The 17,557-nt window shown below is 56.8% G+C and carries 6 protein-coding genes, 4 tRNA genes and 6 rRNA genes; 13 read left to right on the top strand and 3 right to left on the bottom strand.

Annotated elements, in window-relative coordinates:
- Positions 1-156: 156 nt before the first annotated feature.
- The 10 genes from MMF98_RS00565 (at position 157) to rrf (MMF98_RS00610) (ending at position 10,893) form a co-directional block, all read left to right on the top strand.
- Positions 157-1,691 (top strand): 16S ribosomal RNA (locus MMF98_RS00565).
- 68 nt (positions 1,692-1,759) lie between these two features.
- Positions 1,760-1,836 (top strand) — tRNA-Ile (locus tag MMF98_RS00570).
- 27 nt (positions 1,837-1,863) lie between these two features.
- Positions 1,864-1,939 (top strand) — tRNA-Ala (locus MMF98_RS00575).
- Between the two features lie 307 nt (positions 1,940-2,246).
- A 23S ribosomal RNA gene (locus tag MMF98_RS00580) occupies positions 2,247-5,120 on the top strand.
- Positions 5,121-5,237: 117 nt separating this feature from the next.
- Positions 5,238-5,350: ribosomal RNA gene (gene rrf, locus MMF98_RS00585) — 5S ribosomal RNA — on the top strand.
- A 349-nt stretch (positions 5,351-5,699) separates the two neighbouring features.
- Positions 5,700-7,234, top strand: a 16S ribosomal RNA gene (locus tag MMF98_RS00590).
- A gap of 68 nt (positions 7,235-7,302) precedes the next feature.
- A tRNA-Ile gene (locus tag MMF98_RS00595) sits at positions 7,303-7,379 on the top strand.
- Between the two features lie 27 nt (positions 7,380-7,406).
- Positions 7,407-7,482: transfer RNA gene (locus MMF98_RS00600), tRNA-Ala, on the top strand.
- 307 nt (positions 7,483-7,789) lie between these two features.
- A 23S ribosomal RNA gene (locus tag MMF98_RS00605) occupies positions 7,790-10,663 on the top strand.
- A gap of 117 nt (positions 10,664-10,780) precedes the next feature.
- Positions 10,781-10,893, top strand: a 5S ribosomal RNA gene (gene rrf, locus MMF98_RS00610).
- The 16S, 23S and 5S rRNA genes sit together here with 4 tRNA genes alongside, the layout of an rRNA operon.
- Positions 10,894-11,000: 107 nt before the next feature.
- Here rrf (MMF98_RS00610) and MMF98_RS00615 read toward each other — a convergent pair.
- The 3 genes from MMF98_RS00615 to MMF98_RS00625 are packed head-to-tail and all read right to left on the bottom strand — an operon-like array spanning position 11,001 to position 14,431.
- Entirely contained in the window at positions 11,001-11,924 is a 924-nt protein-coding gene (locus MMF98_RS00615; RefSeq protein WP_423837540.1) for an MBL fold metallo-hydrolase, read from the bottom strand.
- 42 nt (positions 11,925-11,966) lie between these two features.
- A complete protein-coding gene (locus MMF98_RS00620) occupies positions 11,967-13,652 on the bottom strand; it encodes an AMP-binding protein (protein ID WP_243302936.1) in 1,686 nt (561 codons plus the stop codon).
- A gap of 47 nt (positions 13,653-13,699) precedes the next feature.
- Positions 13,700-14,431: an FFLEELY motif protein gene (locus MMF98_RS00625; RefSeq protein WP_243302944.1), complete on the bottom strand. Its 732-nt coding sequence runs from the start codon at positions 14,429-14,431 to the stop codon at positions 13,700-13,702.
- 67 nt (positions 14,432-14,498) lie between these two features.
- Between MMF98_RS00625 and MMF98_RS00630 the strand changes: the two genes are divergently transcribed.
- Genes MMF98_RS00630 through MMF98_RS00640 form a run of 3 tightly spaced genes read left to right on the top strand, consistent with a single transcriptional unit; the run spans position 14,499 to position 17,554 of the window.
- Complete coding sequence (locus MMF98_RS00630; RefSeq protein ID WP_243302946.1) at positions 14,499-15,005, top strand: hypothetical protein; 507 nt, start codon at positions 14,499-14,501, stop codon at positions 15,003-15,005.
- Positions 15,006-15,028: 23 nt separating this feature from the next.
- Entirely contained in the window at positions 15,029-16,648 is a 1,620-nt protein-coding gene (locus tag MMF98_RS00635; RefSeq protein WP_243302948.1) for a GMC family oxidoreductase, read from the top strand.
- A gap of 6 nt (positions 16,649-16,654) precedes the next feature.
- Complete coding sequence (locus tag MMF98_RS00640) at positions 16,655-17,554, top strand: esterase/lipase family protein (RefSeq protein ID WP_243302949.1); 900 nt, start codon at positions 16,655-16,657, stop codon at positions 17,552-17,554.
- Positions 17,555-17,557: the final 3 nt, after the last annotated feature.

Raw genomic sequence — 17,557 nt, forward strand, 5'->3', positions numbered from 1 at the left:
ATAAGCGTGGGCGTTTGAAGGCGATTGCCAAGTTCTTCGGAACTAAGTGCAAGTCACTTAAAAACGCTCATGAGAATAGAAGTGAAGTTCACTTCAATTCCGTTTTTATGAGTTGCTCGAGACTGTCAAAGGTTGAGGGCGAAAAAATTCAAGATCGAACTATAGAGTTTGATCCTGGCTCAGATTGAACGCTGGCGGCATGCCTTACACATGCAAGTCGAACGGCAGCACGGGAGCAATCCTGGTGGCGAGTGGCGAACGGGTGAGTAATACATCGGAACGTGCCCAATCGTGGGGGATAACGTAGCGAAAGCTACGCTAATACCGCATAAGATCTACGGATGAAAGCAGGGGATCGCAAGACCTTGCGCGAATGGAGCGGCCGATGGCAGATTAGGTAGTTGGTGGGGTAAAGGCTCACCAAGCCGACGATCTGTAGCTGGTCTGAGAGGACGACCAGCCACACTGGGACTGAGACACGGCCCAGACTCCTACGGGAGGCAGCAGTGGGGAATTTTGGACAATGGGCGCAAGCCTGATCCAGCCATGCCGCGTGCAGGATGAAGGCCTTCGGGTTGTAAACTGCTTTTGTACGGAACGAAACGGCTTTCTCTAATACAGAGGGCTAATGACGGTACCGTAAGAATAAGCACCGGCTAACTACGTGCCAGCAGCCGCGGTAATACGTAGGGTGCAAGCGTTAATCGGAATTACTGGGCGTAAAGCGTGCGCAGGCGGCTATGTAAGACAGATGTGAAATCCCCGGGCTCAACCTGGGAACTGCATTTGTGACTGCATAGCTGGAGTACGGCAGAGGGGGATGGAATTCCGCGTGTAGCAGTGAAATGCGTAGATATGCGGAGGAACACCGATGGCGAAGGCAATCCCCTGGGCCTGTACTGACGCTCATGCACGAAAGCGTGGGGAGCAAACAGGATTAGATACCCTGGTAGTCCACGCCCTAAACGATGTCAACTGGTTGTTGGGTCTTCACTGACTCAGTAACGAAGCTAACGCGTGAAGTTGACCGCCTGGGGAGTACGGCCGCAAGGTTGAAACTCAAAGGAATTGACGGGGACCCGCACAAGCGGTGGATGATGTGGTTTAATTCGATGCAACGCGAAAAACCTTACCCACCTTTGACATGTACGGAATTTGCCAGAGATGGCTTAGTGCTCGAAAGAGAACCGTAACACAGGTGCTGCATGGCTGTCGTCAGCTCGTGTCGTGAGATGTTGGGTTAAGTCCCGCAACGAGCGCAACCCTTGTCATTAGTTGCTACATTCAGTTGGGCACTCTAATGAGACTGCCGGTGACAAACCGGAGGAAGGTGGGGATGACGTCAAGTCCTCATGGCCCTTATAGGTGGGGCTACACACGTCATACAATGGCTGGTACAAAGGGTTGCCAACCCGCGAGGGGGAGCTAATCCCGTAAAACCAGTCGTAGTCCGGATCGCAGTCTGCAACTCGACTGCGTGAAGTCGGAATCGCTAGTAATCGTGGATCAGAATGTCACGGTGAATACGTTCCCGGGTCTTGTACACACCGCCCGTCACACCATGGGAGCGGGTTCTGCCAGAAGTAGTTAGCCTAACCGCAAGGAGGGCGATTACCACGGCAGGGTTCGTGACTGGGGTGAAGTCGTAACAAGGTAGCCGTATCGGAAGGTGCGGCTGGATCACCTCCTTTCTGGAAACTGCAATCAAATTTGAATGCCCACACTTATCGGTTGTTGGAAGAGTCGATTCCATCGACATGGGTCTGTAGCTCAGCTGGTTAGAGCACCGTCTTGATAAGGCGGGGGTCGTTGGTTCGAGCCCAACTAGACCCACCAAATCTTCCGATATTCGCCAGAGGATGTGGGGGATTAGCTCAGCTGGGAGAGCACCTGCTTTGCAAGCAGGGGGTCGTCGGTTCGATCCCGTCATCCTCCACCAATTTCCGATACTTTTCTCAACACCAAAGATGCTTCGCAAGAGGCCTCTTTGTTGTTGATCAGGATCTCTTGATCAATCGGCTGTTCTTTAACAATTCATAGAGTCGAATCAGCGTTGCTGATGGAAACTGCACATTCGTAAAGGTTTAGTGCAGACCGTGCCATCAGCAACATAATTTTTTGATTGCGTCAAAAGAAACTTCAATTTCGAGTCAAATCGATTTGAAGACGGCATAACGCGTCAGGTGAAAGACCTGACACATTCCTTGAAACGCTTTGGTTTCTGAAAAGAAACGTCAAAGTTATAGGGTCAAGTGAATAAGAGCATGTGGTGGATGCCTTGGCGATGATAGGCGACGAAAGACGTGATAGCCTGCGATAAGCTTCGGGGAGCTGGCAAATAAGCTTTGATCCGGAGATTTCTGAATGGGGAAACCCACCGAAAGGTATCGCACACTGAATACATAGGTGTGCGAGGCGAACCGGGTGAACTGAAACATCTCAGTAGCTCGAGGAAAAGACATCAACCGAGATTCCGAAAGTAGTGGCGAGCGAAATCGGAAGAGCCTGTTAGTGATAGCGCGACTCTTAACGGAACGGTCTGGAAAGGCCGGCCATAGCAGGTGATAGCCCTGTACGTGAAAAGAGACGTGTGGTACTGAGCTAACGACAAGTAGGGCGGGACACGTGTAATCCTGTCTGAATATGGGGGGACCATCCTCCAAGGCTAAATACTCATCATCGACCGATAGTGAACTAGTACCGTGAGGGAAAGGCGAAAAGAACCCCGGGAGGGGAGTGAAATAGATCCTGAAACCGCATGCTTACAAAAAGTCGGAGCCCGCAAGGGTGACGGCGTACCTTTTGTATAATGGGTCAGCGACTTACATTCAGTGGCAAGGTTAACCGAATAGGGAAGCCGTAGAGAAATCGAGTCCGAATAGGGCGATCAGTCGCTGGGTGTAGACCCGAAACCAAGTGATCTATCCATGGCCAGGATGAAGGTGCCGTAACAGGTACTGGAGGTCCGAACCGACTAGTGTTGCAAAACTAGCGGATGAGCTGTGGATAGGGGTGAAAGGCTAAACAAACTTGGAAATAGCTGGTTCTCTCCGAAAACTATTTAGGTAGTGCCTCAAGTATTACCGTCGGGGGTAGAGCACTGTTTAGGCTAGGGGGTCATGGCGACTTACCAAACCTATGCAAACTCCGAATACCGACGAGTACAGCTTGGGAGACAGAGCACCGGGTGCTAACGTCCGGACTCAAGAGGGAAACAACCCAGACCGCCAGCTAAGGTCCCTAAAATTGGCTAAGTGGGAAACGAAGTGGGAAGGCTAAAACAGTCAGGATGTTGGCTTAGAAGCAGCCATCATTTAAAGAAAGCGTAATAGCTCACTGATCGAGTCGTCCTGCGCGGAAGATGTAACGGGGCTAAGCCAGTTACCGAAGCTGCGGATTTGCAATTTATTGCAAGTGGTAGGAGAGCGTTCTGTAAGCCTGTGAAGGTGCGTTGTAAAGCGTGCTGGAGGTATCAGAAGTGCGAATGCTGACATGAGTAGCGTTAAAGCGGGTGAAAAGCCCGCTCGCCGTAAGCGCAAGGTTTTCTACGCAACGTTCATCGGCGTAGAGTGAGTCGGCCCCTAAGGCGAGGCAGAGATGCGTAGCTGATGGGAAACAGGTCAATATTCCTGTACCGATGTGTAGTGCGATGTGGGGACGGAGAAGGTTAGCTCATCCGGGTGTTGGATGTCCCGGTTCAAGCCTGTAGTCGTGCCTGGTAGGTAAATCCGCCGGGCTTAGATGAGGGGTGATAACGAGGCGGCTTGCCGCCGAAGTGAGTGATACCCTGCTTCCAGGAAAAGCCACTAAGCTTCAGCTACACACGACCGTACCGCAAACCGACACTGGTGCGCGAGATGAGTATTCTAAGGCGCTTGAGAGAACTCAGGAGAAGGAACTCGGCAAATTGACACCGTAACTTCGGAAGAAGGTGTGCCTTTAGTAGGTGAACCTGTACAAGGGGAGCCCAATGAGGTTGCAAAAAATCGGTGGCTGCGACTGTTTAATAAAAACACAGCACTCTGCAAAGACGAAAGTCGACGTATAGGGTGTGACGCCTGCCCGGTGCTGGAAGATTAAATGATGGGGTGCAAGCTCTTGATTGAAGTCCCAGTAAACGGCGGCCGTAACTATAACGGTCCTAAGGTAGCGAAATTCCTTGTCGGGTAAGTTCCGACCTGCACGAATGGCGTAACGATGGCCACACTGTCTCCTCCTGAGACTCAGCGAAGTTGAAATGTTTGTGATGATGCAATCTCCCCGCGGAAAGACGGAAAGACCCCATGAACCTTTACTGTAGCTTTGTATTGGACTTTGAACAGATCTGTGTAGGATAGGTGGGAGGCTTTGAAGCAGGGTCGCTAGATCTTGTGGAGCCAACGTTGAAATACCACCCTGGTGTGTTTGAGGTTCTAACCTAGGTCCCTTATCGGGATCGGGGACAGTGCATGGTAGGCAGTTTGACTGGGGCGGTCTCCTCCCAAAGCGTAACGGAGGAGTTCGAAGGTACGCTAGTTACGGTCGGACATCGTGACGATAGTGCAATGGCATAAGCGTGCTTAACTGCGAGACTGACAAGTCGAGCAGATGCGAAAGCAGGACATAGTGATCCGGTGGTTCTGTATGGAAGGGCCATCGCTCAACGGATAAAAGGTACTCTGGGGATAACAGGCTGATACCGCCCAAGAGTTCATATCGACGGCGGTGTTTGGCACCTCGATGTCGGCTCATCTCATCCTGGGGCTGTAGCCGGTCCCAAGGGTATGGCTGTTCGCCATTTAAAGAGGTACGTGAGCTGGGTTTAAAACGTCGTGAGACAGTTTGGTCCCTATCTTCCGTGGGCGCTGCAGATTTGAGGAAGCCTGCTCCTAGTACGAGAGGACCGGAGTGGACACACCTCTGGTGTATCGGTTGTCACGCCAGTGGCATTGCCGAGTAGCTATGTGTGGAAGAGATAACCGCTGAAAGCATCTAAGCGGGAAACTCGTTTCAAGATGAGATCTGCCGGGGCCTTGAGCCCCCTAAAGAGTCGTTCAAGACCAGGACGTTGATAGGTCAGGTGTGGAAGCGCAGTAATGCGTTAAGCTAACTGATACTAATTGCTCGTGCGGCTTGACCCTATAACTTTGGCCTGCGTGCCAAGGTTGTTATGCCAAGTGACGCATTCAAAAATACACAAGCTGATTTAGCTCTATGAATTGGTCGCCTTGACCCAGTCAAGGTGGCAACAAGTTATGCCTGATGACCATAGCGAGGTGGTCCCACTCCTTCCCATCCCGAACAGGAAAGTGAAACGCCTCTGCGCCGATGATAGTGCGGATTCCCGTGTGAAAGTAGGTCATCATCAGGCTCTTACAGCAGTGAAAACGCCCCATCTCTTGATGGGGCGTTTTCTTCAGAACTAGCCGCTAGTTCTGAAGAAAACGCAAAAGCGTTTGTAGTGTGTTTGAAAGCATGCTATAATTCAAGGCTTCGCTGATCACAGCAAGCAGTCGCAGAAAACGGAAGTTGGAAGGCGGCGGATCTTTAAAAACATACAGCCGATAAGCGTGGGCGTTTGAAGGCGATTGCCAAGTTCTTCGGAACTAAGTGCAAGTCACTTAAAAACGCTCATGAGAATAGAAGTGAAGTTCACTTCAATTCCGTTTTTATGAGTTGCTCGAGACTGTCAAAGGTTGAGGGCGAAAAAATTCAAGATCGAACTATAGAGTTTGATCCTGGCTCAGATTGAACGCTGGCGGCATGCCTTACACATGCAAGTCGAACGGCAGCACGGGAGCAATCCTGGTGGCGAGTGGCGAACGGGTGAGTAATACATCGGAACGTGCCCAATCGTGGGGGATAACGTAGCGAAAGCTACGCTAATACCGCATAAGATCTACGGATGAAAGCAGGGGATCGCAAGACCTTGCGCGAATGGAGCGGCCGATGGCAGATTAGGTAGTTGGTGGGGTAAAGGCTCACCAAGCCGACGATCTGTAGCTGGTCTGAGAGGACGACCAGCCACACTGGGACTGAGACACGGCCCAGACTCCTACGGGAGGCAGCAGTGGGGAATTTTGGACAATGGGCGCAAGCCTGATCCAGCCATGCCGCGTGCAGGATGAAGGCCTTCGGGTTGTAAACTGCTTTTGTACGGAACGAAACGGCTTTCTCTAATACAGAGGGCTAATGACGGTACCGTAAGAATAAGCACCGGCTAACTACGTGCCAGCAGCCGCGGTAATACGTAGGGTGCAAGCGTTAATCGGAATTACTGGGCGTAAAGCGTGCGCAGGCGGCTATGTAAGACAGATGTGAAATCCCCGGGCTCAACCTGGGAACTGCATTTGTGACTGCATAGCTGGAGTACGGCAGAGGGGGATGGAATTCCGCGTGTAGCAGTGAAATGCGTAGATATGCGGAGGAACACCGATGGCGAAGGCAATCCCCTGGGCCTGTACTGACGCTCATGCACGAAAGCGTGGGGAGCAAACAGGATTAGATACCCTGGTAGTCCACGCCCTAAACGATGTCAACTGGTTGTTGGGTCTTCACTGACTCAGTAACGAAGCTAACGCGTGAAGTTGACCGCCTGGGGAGTACGGCCGCAAGGTTGAAACTCAAAGGAATTGACGGGGACCCGCACAAGCGGTGGATGATGTGGTTTAATTCGATGCAACGCGAAAAACCTTACCCACCTTTGACATGTACGGAATTTGCCAGAGATGGCTTAGTGCTCGAAAGAGAACCGTAACACAGGTGCTGCATGGCTGTCGTCAGCTCGTGTCGTGAGATGTTGGGTTAAGTCCCGCAACGAGCGCAACCCTTGTCATTAGTTGCTACATTCAGTTGGGCACTCTAATGAGACTGCCGGTGACAAACCGGAGGAAGGTGGGGATGACGTCAAGTCCTCATGGCCCTTATAGGTGGGGCTACACACGTCATACAATGGCTGGTACAAAGGGTTGCCAACCCGCGAGGGGGAGCTAATCCCGTAAAACCAGTCGTAGTCCGGATCGCAGTCTGCAACTCGACTGCGTGAAGTCGGAATCGCTAGTAATCGTGGATCAGAATGTCACGGTGAATACGTTCCCGGGTCTTGTACACACCGCCCGTCACACCATGGGAGCGGGTTCTGCCAGAAGTAGTTAGCCTAACCGCAAGGAGGGCGATTACCACGGCAGGGTTCGTGACTGGGGTGAAGTCGTAACAAGGTAGCCGTATCGGAAGGTGCGGCTGGATCACCTCCTTTCTGGAAACTGCAATCAAATTTGAATGCCCACACTTATCGGTTGTTGGAAGAGTCGATTCCATCGACATGGGTCTGTAGCTCAGCTGGTTAGAGCACCGTCTTGATAAGGCGGGGGTCGTTGGTTCGAGCCCAACTAGACCCACCAAATCTTCCGATATTCGCCAGAGGATGTGGGGGATTAGCTCAGCTGGGAGAGCACCTGCTTTGCAAGCAGGGGGTCGTCGGTTCGATCCCGTCATCCTCCACCAATTTCCGATACTTTTCTCAACACCAAAGATGCTTCGCAAGAGGCCTCTTTGTTGTTGATCAGGATCTCTTGATCAATCGGCTGTTCTTTAACAATTCATAGAGTCGAATCAGCGTTGCTGATGGAAACTGCACATTCGTAAAGGTTTAGTGCAGACCGTGCCATCAGCAACATAATTTTTTGATTGCGTCAAAAGAAACTTCAATTTCGAGTCAAATCGATTTGAAGACGGCATAACGCGTCAGGTGAAAGACCTGACACATTCCTTGAAACGCTTTGGTTTCTGAAAAGAAACGTCAAAGTTATAGGGTCAAGTGAATAAGAGCATGTGGTGGATGCCTTGGCGATGATAGGCGACGAAAGACGTGATAGCCTGCGATAAGCTTCGGGGAGCTGGCAAATAAGCTTTGATCCGGAGATTTCTGAATGGGGAAACCCACCGAAAGGTATCGCACACTGAATACATAGGTGTGCGAGGCGAACCGGGTGAACTGAAACATCTCAGTAGCTCGAGGAAAAGACATCAACCGAGATTCCGAAAGTAGTGGCGAGCGAAATCGGAAGAGCCTGTTAGTGATAGCGCGACTCTTAACGGAACGGTCTGGAAAGGCCGGCCATAGCAGGTGATAGCCCTGTACGTGAAAAGAGACGTGTGGTACTGAGCTAACGACAAGTAGGGCGGGACACGTGTAATCCTGTCTGAATATGGGGGGACCATCCTCCAAGGCTAAATACTCATCATCGACCGATAGTGAACTAGTACCGTGAGGGAAAGGCGAAAAGAACCCCGGGAGGGGAGTGAAATAGATCCTGAAACCGCATGCTTACAAAAAGTCGGAGCCCGCAAGGGTGACGGCGTACCTTTTGTATAATGGGTCAGCGACTTACATTCAGTGGCAAGGTTAACCGAATAGGGAAGCCGTAGAGAAATCGAGTCCGAATAGGGCGATCAGTCGCTGGGTGTAGACCCGAAACCAAGTGATCTATCCATGGCCAGGATGAAGGTGCCGTAACAGGTACTGGAGGTCCGAACCGACTAGTGTTGCAAAACTAGCGGATGAGCTGTGGATAGGGGTGAAAGGCTAAACAAACTTGGAAATAGCTGGTTCTCTCCGAAAACTATTTAGGTAGTGCCTCAAGTATTACCGTCGGGGGTAGAGCACTGTTTAGGCTAGGGGGTCATGGCGACTTACCAAACCTATGCAAACTCCGAATACCGACGAGTACAGCTTGGGAGACAGAGCACCGGGTGCTAACGTCCGGACTCAAGAGGGAAACAACCCAGACCGCCAGCTAAGGTCCCTAAAATTGGCTAAGTGGGAAACGAAGTGGGAAGGCTAAAACAGTCAGGATGTTGGCTTAGAAGCAGCCATCATTTAAAGAAAGCGTAATAGCTCACTGATCGAGTCGTCCTGCGCGGAAGATGTAACGGGGCTAAGCCAGTTACCGAAGCTGCGGATTTGCAATTTATTGCAAGTGGTAGGAGAGCGTTCTGTAAGCCTGTGAAGGTGCGTTGTAAAGCGTGCTGGAGGTATCAGAAGTGCGAATGCTGACATGAGTAGCGTTAAAGCGGGTGAAAAGCCCGCTCGCCGTAAGCGCAAGGTTTTCTACGCAACGTTCATCGGCGTAGAGTGAGTCGGCCCCTAAGGCGAGGCAGAGATGCGTAGCTGATGGGAAACAGGTCAATATTCCTGTACCGATGTGTAGTGCGATGTGGGGACGGAGAAGGTTAGCTCATCCGGGTGTTGGATGTCCCGGTTCAAGCCTGTAGTCGTGCCTGGTAGGTAAATCCGCCGGGCTTAGATGAGGGGTGATAACGAGGCGGCTTGCCGCCGAAGTGAGTGATACCCTGCTTCCAGGAAAAGCCACTAAGCTTCAGCTACACACGACCGTACCGCAAACCGACACTGGTGCGCGAGATGAGTATTCTAAGGCGCTTGAGAGAACTCAGGAGAAGGAACTCGGCAAATTGACACCGTAACTTCGGAAGAAGGTGTGCCTTTAGTAGGTGAACCTGTACAAGGGGAGCCCAATGAGGTTGCAAAAAATCGGTGGCTGCGACTGTTTAATAAAAACACAGCACTCTGCAAAGACGAAAGTCGACGTATAGGGTGTGACGCCTGCCCGGTGCTGGAAGATTAAATGATGGGGTGCAAGCTCTTGATTGAAGTCCCAGTAAACGGCGGCCGTAACTATAACGGTCCTAAGGTAGCGAAATTCCTTGTCGGGTAAGTTCCGACCTGCACGAATGGCGTAACGATGGCCACACTGTCTCCTCCTGAGACTCAGCGAAGTTGAAATGTTTGTGATGATGCAATCTCCCCGCGGAAAGACGGAAAGACCCCATGAACCTTTACTGTAGCTTTGTATTGGACTTTGAACAGATCTGTGTAGGATAGGTGGGAGGCTTTGAAGCAGGGTCGCTAGATCTTGTGGAGCCAACGTTGAAATACCACCCTGGTGTGTTTGAGGTTCTAACCTAGGTCCCTTATCGGGATCGGGGACAGTGCATGGTAGGCAGTTTGACTGGGGCGGTCTCCTCCCAAAGCGTAACGGAGGAGTTCGAAGGTACGCTAGTTACGGTCGGACATCGTGACGATAGTGCAATGGCATAAGCGTGCTTAACTGCGAGACTGACAAGTCGAGCAGATGCGAAAGCAGGACATAGTGATCCGGTGGTTCTGTATGGAAGGGCCATCGCTCAACGGATAAAAGGTACTCTGGGGATAACAGGCTGATACCGCCCAAGAGTTCATATCGACGGCGGTGTTTGGCACCTCGATGTCGGCTCATCTCATCCTGGGGCTGTAGCCGGTCCCAAGGGTATGGCTGTTCGCCATTTAAAGAGGTACGTGAGCTGGGTTTAAAACGTCGTGAGACAGTTTGGTCCCTATCTTCCGTGGGCGCTGCAGATTTGAGGAAGCCTGCTCCTAGTACGAGAGGACCGGAGTGGACACACCTCTGGTGTATCGGTTGTCACGCCAGTGGCATTGCCGAGTAGCTATGTGTGGAAGAGATAACCGCTGAAAGCATCTAAGCGGGAAACTCGTTTCAAGATGAGATCTGCCGGGGCCTTGAGCCCCCTAAAGAGTCGTTCAAGACCAGGACGTTGATAGGTCAGGTGTGGAAGCGCAGTAATGCGTTAAGCTAACTGATACTAATTGCTCGTGCGGCTTGACCCTATAACTTTGGCCTGCGTGCCAAGGTTGTTATGCCAAGTGACGCATTCAAAAATACACAAGCTGATTTAGCTCTATGAATTGGTCGCCTTGACCCAGTCAAGGTGGCAACAAGTTATGCCTGATGACCATAGCGAGGTGGTCCCACTCCTTCCCATCCCGAACAGGAAAGTGAAACGCCTCTGCGCCGATGATAGTGCGGATTCCCGTGTGAAAGTAGGTCATCATCAGGCTCTTACAGCAGTGAAAACGCCCCATCTCTTGATGGGGCGTTTCCATTTGGGGAACACGAAAAGCCCGCTTCTCTGGAGGCGGGCTTTTTCGCTTTCAGGCTTCGATTTCAGGCATTCAGAATCATCTCACCCTCAACTGCTGCAGCACCAGCGCGCACCAGATCGGCCATGAGCTGCTCGAGCCAGGCAGGCATGCTCATCTCTGGGAAATGGCGCTGCTGCATCACGCCGAAGTAGGGGGTTTGCACCGCCCAGGTGATGAACGACGCCCGCTCGATCTGCTGCAGCTCAAGCAGCTTGAACTTCAGCAGCACCTTGGCCGCGTGGTTGGTATGCCGGCGCGGATCGCGCAGAAAGCCGGCGAGGCGGGAACGCGCCAGGGCCAAGGATTGATCAACTCCGCTGAAGACCTGGCCATGGCCTGGAATCACCGTCTGTGGCGCCAGGGATTCGATGAGGTTCAATGTGGCCTCAACCTCGGCAAATGCGCTTTCTCCTTCAAGCTCGGGAAAGATCACGCCGAAGCCGTTTTCCCATAGGGCGTCGGCCGAGATCAGGGTACGTGACTGCGGCTCGAACAGGATGACCGAATGCGGATCATGGCCAGGTGCGCTGTGGATCTGCCAGGGCCTGTCTGCCAGCATGATTTCCGTTCCCGGCTCCAGCAGTGCCTGAAAGCCGAAGGGCGGACATTGCTGCCCCGTTGGCGTGTAGCTCAGCGCCTCAGGGTTCCAATGCCTGACATGGCGTGCCTGTCCCGGCGGGATACGCGTCTGCAAGCCTGGGTAGCGGTTTTGCAGCGCGGCGTTGCCGCCACAGTGATCGCTATGCAGGTGCGTATTGAGCAGCAGGTCCAGCGGACGCTGCTCTAGCGACTGTTCGATCAGGCTGATTGTTTGGCGATCGTGTGTGCAATACCCGCTGTCGACCAGGGCCGTCGTCTCGCGGCCCGTGAAGAGAATGTTGTTGGCCGACAGCCAGCCACGCTCAAAAACAATCAATCCAGGCGGGAGTCCAGGCATGGTGGGCAAAGCGAGCTATAAAAACAATAGCATACCGCTTTGCCCGAGGCCTCACTGGATGGCGCGCAATTCCCGACGCAGGATCTTGCCGACGTTGGTCTTGGGCAGGTCGTCGCGGAATTCGATGTACTTCGGGCGCTTGTACCCTGTCAGATTCTGCTGGCAGTACTTCGCCACGTCCTCTTCGGTGAGCGTTGGGTCGTTCTTGACGACGAACACCTTGATCGCTTCGCCCTGCTTGTCGTCTGCAATACCGATGGCCGCGCATTCCACCACGCCAGGGCACAGCGAGATCACGTTCTCCAGCTCGTTCGGGAACACGTTGAAGCCGCTCACCAGGATCATGTCCTTCTTGCGGTCAATGATCTTGGTGTAGCCGCGCTCGTCCATGATGCCGATGTCGCCTGTTCGCATGAAGCCATCGGCGGTGAAGGCCTTGGCGTTTTCTTCCGGCTGGTTGTAGTAGCCGGCCATCACGTTCAGGCCCTTGATGCAGATCTCGCCCGATTCACCCTGCGGCACCGACAGGCCGTCGTCGTCCTTGATGGCGATCTCGATGCTGGGCAGGGGCAGGCCGATGGTGCCGGTGAACGCCTTGTTGGTCACGGGGTTGTTGGTTCCGATGGCGCAGGTCTCGCTCATGCCCCAGCCCTCCACCATGGCGCAGCCGGTGGCCTCGAGCCAGGCCTTGGCCGTGCCTTCGGAGGCTGCCATGCCCCCGGCCTGGGAGACGCAGAGGCTCGAAAAATCGATGGTCTTGAACTGCGGGTGCTGCAGCAGCGCGTTGAACAGCGTGTTGACGGCCGGAAAGATGTGGAACGGGCGTTTTTTCAGCACCTCGATGAACTTGCCGAAGTCGCGCGGATTGGGAATCAGCGTCAGGTGTGCGCCCCAGCGGATGGTCAGCAGGCCCAGCGTCAGGGCGAAGATGTGGTACAGCGGGAGCGCCGCGATGTTGTTGGCCTCGCGGATGTCGCCCACGCGCTTGAGCGCGGGCGTGAACCAGGCCTCGGCCTGCAGGATCGCCGCCACGATATTGCGGTGGGTCAGCACTGCCCCCTTCGACAAGCCCGTGGTGCCGCCTGTGTACTGCAGGAAGGCGATGGAGTCGAGCGTGTCCTGGTTGGGTTTGAGCTTCAGCGCCGTGCCTTCGGCGATGGCCCGGTTGAACGGCGTGACCTTGCGGCCGTTGGTCAGGGGGAGGCGGTAAGCCGGCACCATCTTGGCCAGGTGGCGCACGGCGAAGGTGATCCAGGTGCCATACCAGAAGCCGAGCAAGTCACCCATCGAGGCCATCACGACATGCTTCACGGGCGTCCGGTCGATCACCTCCTCCAGTGTCTTGGCAAAGTTCTCGAGGATGACGATGGCGGTGGCGCCCGAGTCCTTGAGCTGGTGCTCGAGTTCGCGCGCGGTGTAGAGCGGGTTCACGTTCACGCAGGTATAGCCCGCGCGCAGAATGCCCGCCATCGTCACGGCGAACTGGGGAATATTGGGCAGCATGATGGCGACCCGTGCGCCGGGCTCGAGCCCCTGGGCCTGCAGCCAGGCGCCCAGCGCCACGGACAGATCATCCAGTTGGCGGTAGGACATCCAGCGGTCCATGCAGACGGAGAACGGACGATCCGCATTCTTCTTGAAGGATTCTTCCAGCAGGTGCGTGAGCGAGTGGTATTGCGCCGGATCGATGTCGTGCGGCACGCCCTCGGGATAGCTGTTGAGCCAAAACTTGTTCATTCAAAACTCCTTCTTCGGCGATTCTGGAAGGAGTTAGGAATAAATCGTTACCGGGCTTGTCCTAGGGTCTGTTGCAGTTCGGTCTCGCAGGCGACAAACGGGGCGTCGAACAGGCGCTCGATCAGCGCGGCCTCGCGCCCCTCGATGGTGCGCAGGAAGGCCGCGGCATCGCGCATGCCGGCAAAGGTGTCGAAGCCCGCTTCCAGAAAGCGCTGCAGCGAGCCCAGGCCACCGGCCGACGCCGGCCCGCGCATCATCTTGAGCATCAGGCGCAGGCCGGGTGTGCGGGTCAGCCGGTCGAGTTCGCGGCCAATGCCCAGCACCACGCTGAGCTGCGATTCGCGCTCGGCGCGGCGCGCCACGGTGCGCCAGGCCCCGATGTAGCGCGCCGCCATGGAGGCGCTGGTGTTGGCGTCGGCGAGCCAGGCCTGCCCCATGGCATGGTCGAGTTGCTCGGTCAGGGCATGCAGCTGCGCCAGTGCCACGGCGGTAGCGACCACCTGCGTCGGAAACAGCCGCTGCATGGCGCCGGCGATGCGCGAAAACTGCGCGTCGCGCTCGGCATAGTCCTTGTCGCTGTACAGCTCATCCAGAAAGAAGCCCGCTGCCGCCTGGTACGGGCCGCCCTGCAGCAGATCGGCATACGTGCCGGCGAAGCGCCGGGACTGAAAGCGCTTGACCTCGCCCACGGCATTGCTCAGTGCGGGCTGGATGAGGCAGGCCTGTCGCAGCTGGGATACCTCTGCGACGGCGTGGCGGATGGTCTGGGCAGCGTCCATGGAAACCCCGAGTCTATCTAGGCGGGGCGCTCTACGGCAAAACGCGGGTGCATGCGATAGTCAAACCATGCAAAGAAGAAGTCTGCTCAAGCTGGGCATGGCCTCCGCGGTCGTGCTGGCCGTGGCGGGCGGCACCGTGGCGCTGCTGCAGCCGGGTCTGCAGCAGGGGCGTTTGAGCGAGGCGGGGCGCGGTGTCTGCGCCGGCCTGGGTCGCGCGCTGCTCGACGGCAGCCTGCCATCGGAGGCCGCCGCGCAGCAGGCGGCGCTGAGCGGCCTGCTGGAGCGCATCGACGCGCTCACGCTGGCGCTGCCCCCGCATGCGCAGGCCGAGCTGTCGCAATTGCTGGCCCTGCTGTCCACGGCCGCCGGGCGGCGTGGCATGGCAGGCCTGAGCGATGACTGGTCCAGCGCCTCTGTGCCCGACATCCAGCAGGCCCTGCAGTCCATGCGTTTCTCAAGCCTCGGCCTGCGCCAGCAGGCCTACCAGGCGCTGCACGACATCGTGGGCGCCGCCTATTTCTCGGATGCGAGCACCTGGTCCCTGCTGGGGTATCCGGGGCCGCAGAAGATCTGACGACAGAACCCGAACCCACATCCATGAGCAGTTTGCAAGATCCGATCCGCGACGGGCTCCAGCGCGGCTGGAAGGTGCTGGGAGGCCCGCATGGTGCGCTGCCGGCTCGAATGAGCTGCGACGTGGCCATCATCGGCTCAGGCGCCGGCGCCGGCATCACCGCCGAGCTGCTGGCCCGGGCCGGCCTGCAGGTGGTGATCATCGAGGAAGGCCCGCTCAAGAGCAGCACTGATTTCAACCAGAAGGAGGCCGAGGCCTACCCTTCGCTGTACCAGGAGAGCGCGGCCCGCAAGACCGCCGACAAGGCCATCAACATCCTGCAGGGGCGTTGCGTCGGCGGCTCCACCACGGTCAACTGGACCAGCTCGTTCCGCACGCCGGCGTCCACGCTGCAATACTGGCAGGCGCACTTCGGCCTGGAGGGCTACAGCGCCGAGGCGCTGGCGCCGTACTTCGCGCAGGCCGAAAAGCGCCTGAACATCGGCCCCTGGCTCACCCCGCCCAACGAGAACAACGACCTGCTGCGCCGCGGCGCCTTGAAGCTCGGCATTCCCGCCGAAGCCATCCAGCGCAATGTCAAGGGGTGCTGGAACCTGGGTTCCTGCGGCATGGGCTGCCCCACGAACGCCAAGCAGTCGATGCTGGTCACCACGATTCCCGCGGCACTGGATAAGGGGGCCAGGCTGCTGGTGCAAACGCGGGCCGAGCGCTTCGAGCTGGCCAATGGCCGCGTGACGGGCCTGCAGTGCTCTGCGGTCCAGGCCAATGGCGCCCTGGCCGAGGGGCCGAAGGCAGAGATCAAAATCGTGGCCAAGCACTATGTGCTCGCCGCCGGCGCCATCAACTCGCCGGCCGTTCTGCTGCGCTCGCAGGCGCCCGATCCGCATGGCCGCCTGGGGATGCGCACCTTCCTGCATCCGGTGGTGATGTCCGCGGCCGTGATGGAGCAGCCGGTGCAGGGCTGGCAAGGGGCGCCGCAGTCGATCTACAGCGACCACTTTCTGGAAACGCAGCCCGTCGACGGCCCGATCGGCTTCAAGCTCGAGGCGCCGCCGCTGCATCCCGTGATCTTTGCCTCCACCGTCACGGGCTACGGGCAGGCGCAGGCCGAGCTGTTCCGGAAGTTTCCGCAGACCCATGTGCTGCTGGCGCTGCTGCGCGACGGCTTCCATGAGCAGTCGGCCGGCGGCCGGGTCGGCCTGCGCGGCGATGGCTCACCCGTGCTCGACTACCCGCTGACCGATTTTGTGATGGACGGCGCCCGCCGCGCCCTGCTGACCATGATGGAAATCCAGTTTGCCGCTGGCGCGCGCGAAGTGCTGCCGGTGCACGAGCTGGCCGAGCCCTACACCCGTTGGGCTCAGGCGAAGCAGGCGGTGGAGGCGTTGCCCATGAAGCCCCTGCTGACCAAGGTGGTCAGCGCCCACGTGATGGGGGGGTGCGGTCTGGCGGGCAGCGAGCGGCTTGGCGTCACGCGGCCCGATGGGGTTCACTGGCAGATCGACAACCTGTCGATTCATGACGGCTCGCTCTTTCCGACCAGCATCGGCGCCAACCCCCAACTCTCCATTTACGGCATGGCCAACCGACTGGCCCAGGGCCTGGCGAAGCGTCTCACGGGCCGCGACACCGCACTGGCCTGAGCCCGCATGCTGGCGCGACTGCAGCAAGCCATCACCCTGTCGCTGCTCGCCGCGGCTGTCGTTTGGCTGTGGGCGTGGTGGCCGCACTCGCCGGCACTGGCTTGGGCAGGTTTTGCGGCGATGGTCCTGGGCTACTCGGCATTTCTAGCTATCGAATTCATAGCGCTTCGATTCATCAGCCGAGTCGATCCGGCCCCTCGTCCTGGCTGGGGCGCACTGTTCCGGGCCTGGCTGGGCGAAACCCTGGTGGCGCCCCGCGTGTTCTGCTGGCGCCAGCCTTTTCGAGCCAACGCCATTCCCGACGGCTTGCCCTCGGGAGTTGTTTCTGGACAACGAGGGGTGGTGCTGATCCATGGTTTCTTTTGCAACCGTGGTTTCTGGGCGCCGTGGCTCCAGCGGCTGCGCGACTCGGGCCATGCCTTCGTCGCCGTCAACCTGGAGCCGGTGTTCGGCTCCATCGAGGACTATGTGCCGGTGATCGAGGCGGCCGTGCGCCGCGTCAGCCTGGCCACCGGATTGCCGCCGGTGCTGGTGTGCCACAGCATGGGCGGGCTGGCGGCGCGGGCCTGGCTGCGCACCATGGCGGCGGACGATCGGGTGCACCACGTCATCACCATCGGAACGCCGCACCGCGGCACCTGGCTGGGCCGCTTCAGCACGATGCCCAACGGCCGGCAGATGCGGCTGCGCAGCGACTGGCTGCGCCAGCTCGGGCAGGATGAGCCGGCGCACCGTCACGCGCTCTTCACCTGCTGGTACTCCAACTGTGACAACATCGTGTTTCCGGCCTCCACGGCCACGCTGCCCGGTGCCGACAACCGGCTGGTTGAGGGCGTGGCGCATGTCGACCTGGCTTTTCGGCCCGACGTGATGGCCGCTTCACTGGCGATAATCACTGCAGTGTGAGAT

The sequence above is a fragment of the Variovorax terrae genome, from assembly GCF_022809125.1.
Lineage (GTDB): Bacteria > Pseudomonadota > Gammaproteobacteria > Burkholderiales > Burkholderiaceae_C > Variovorax_A > Variovorax_A terrae.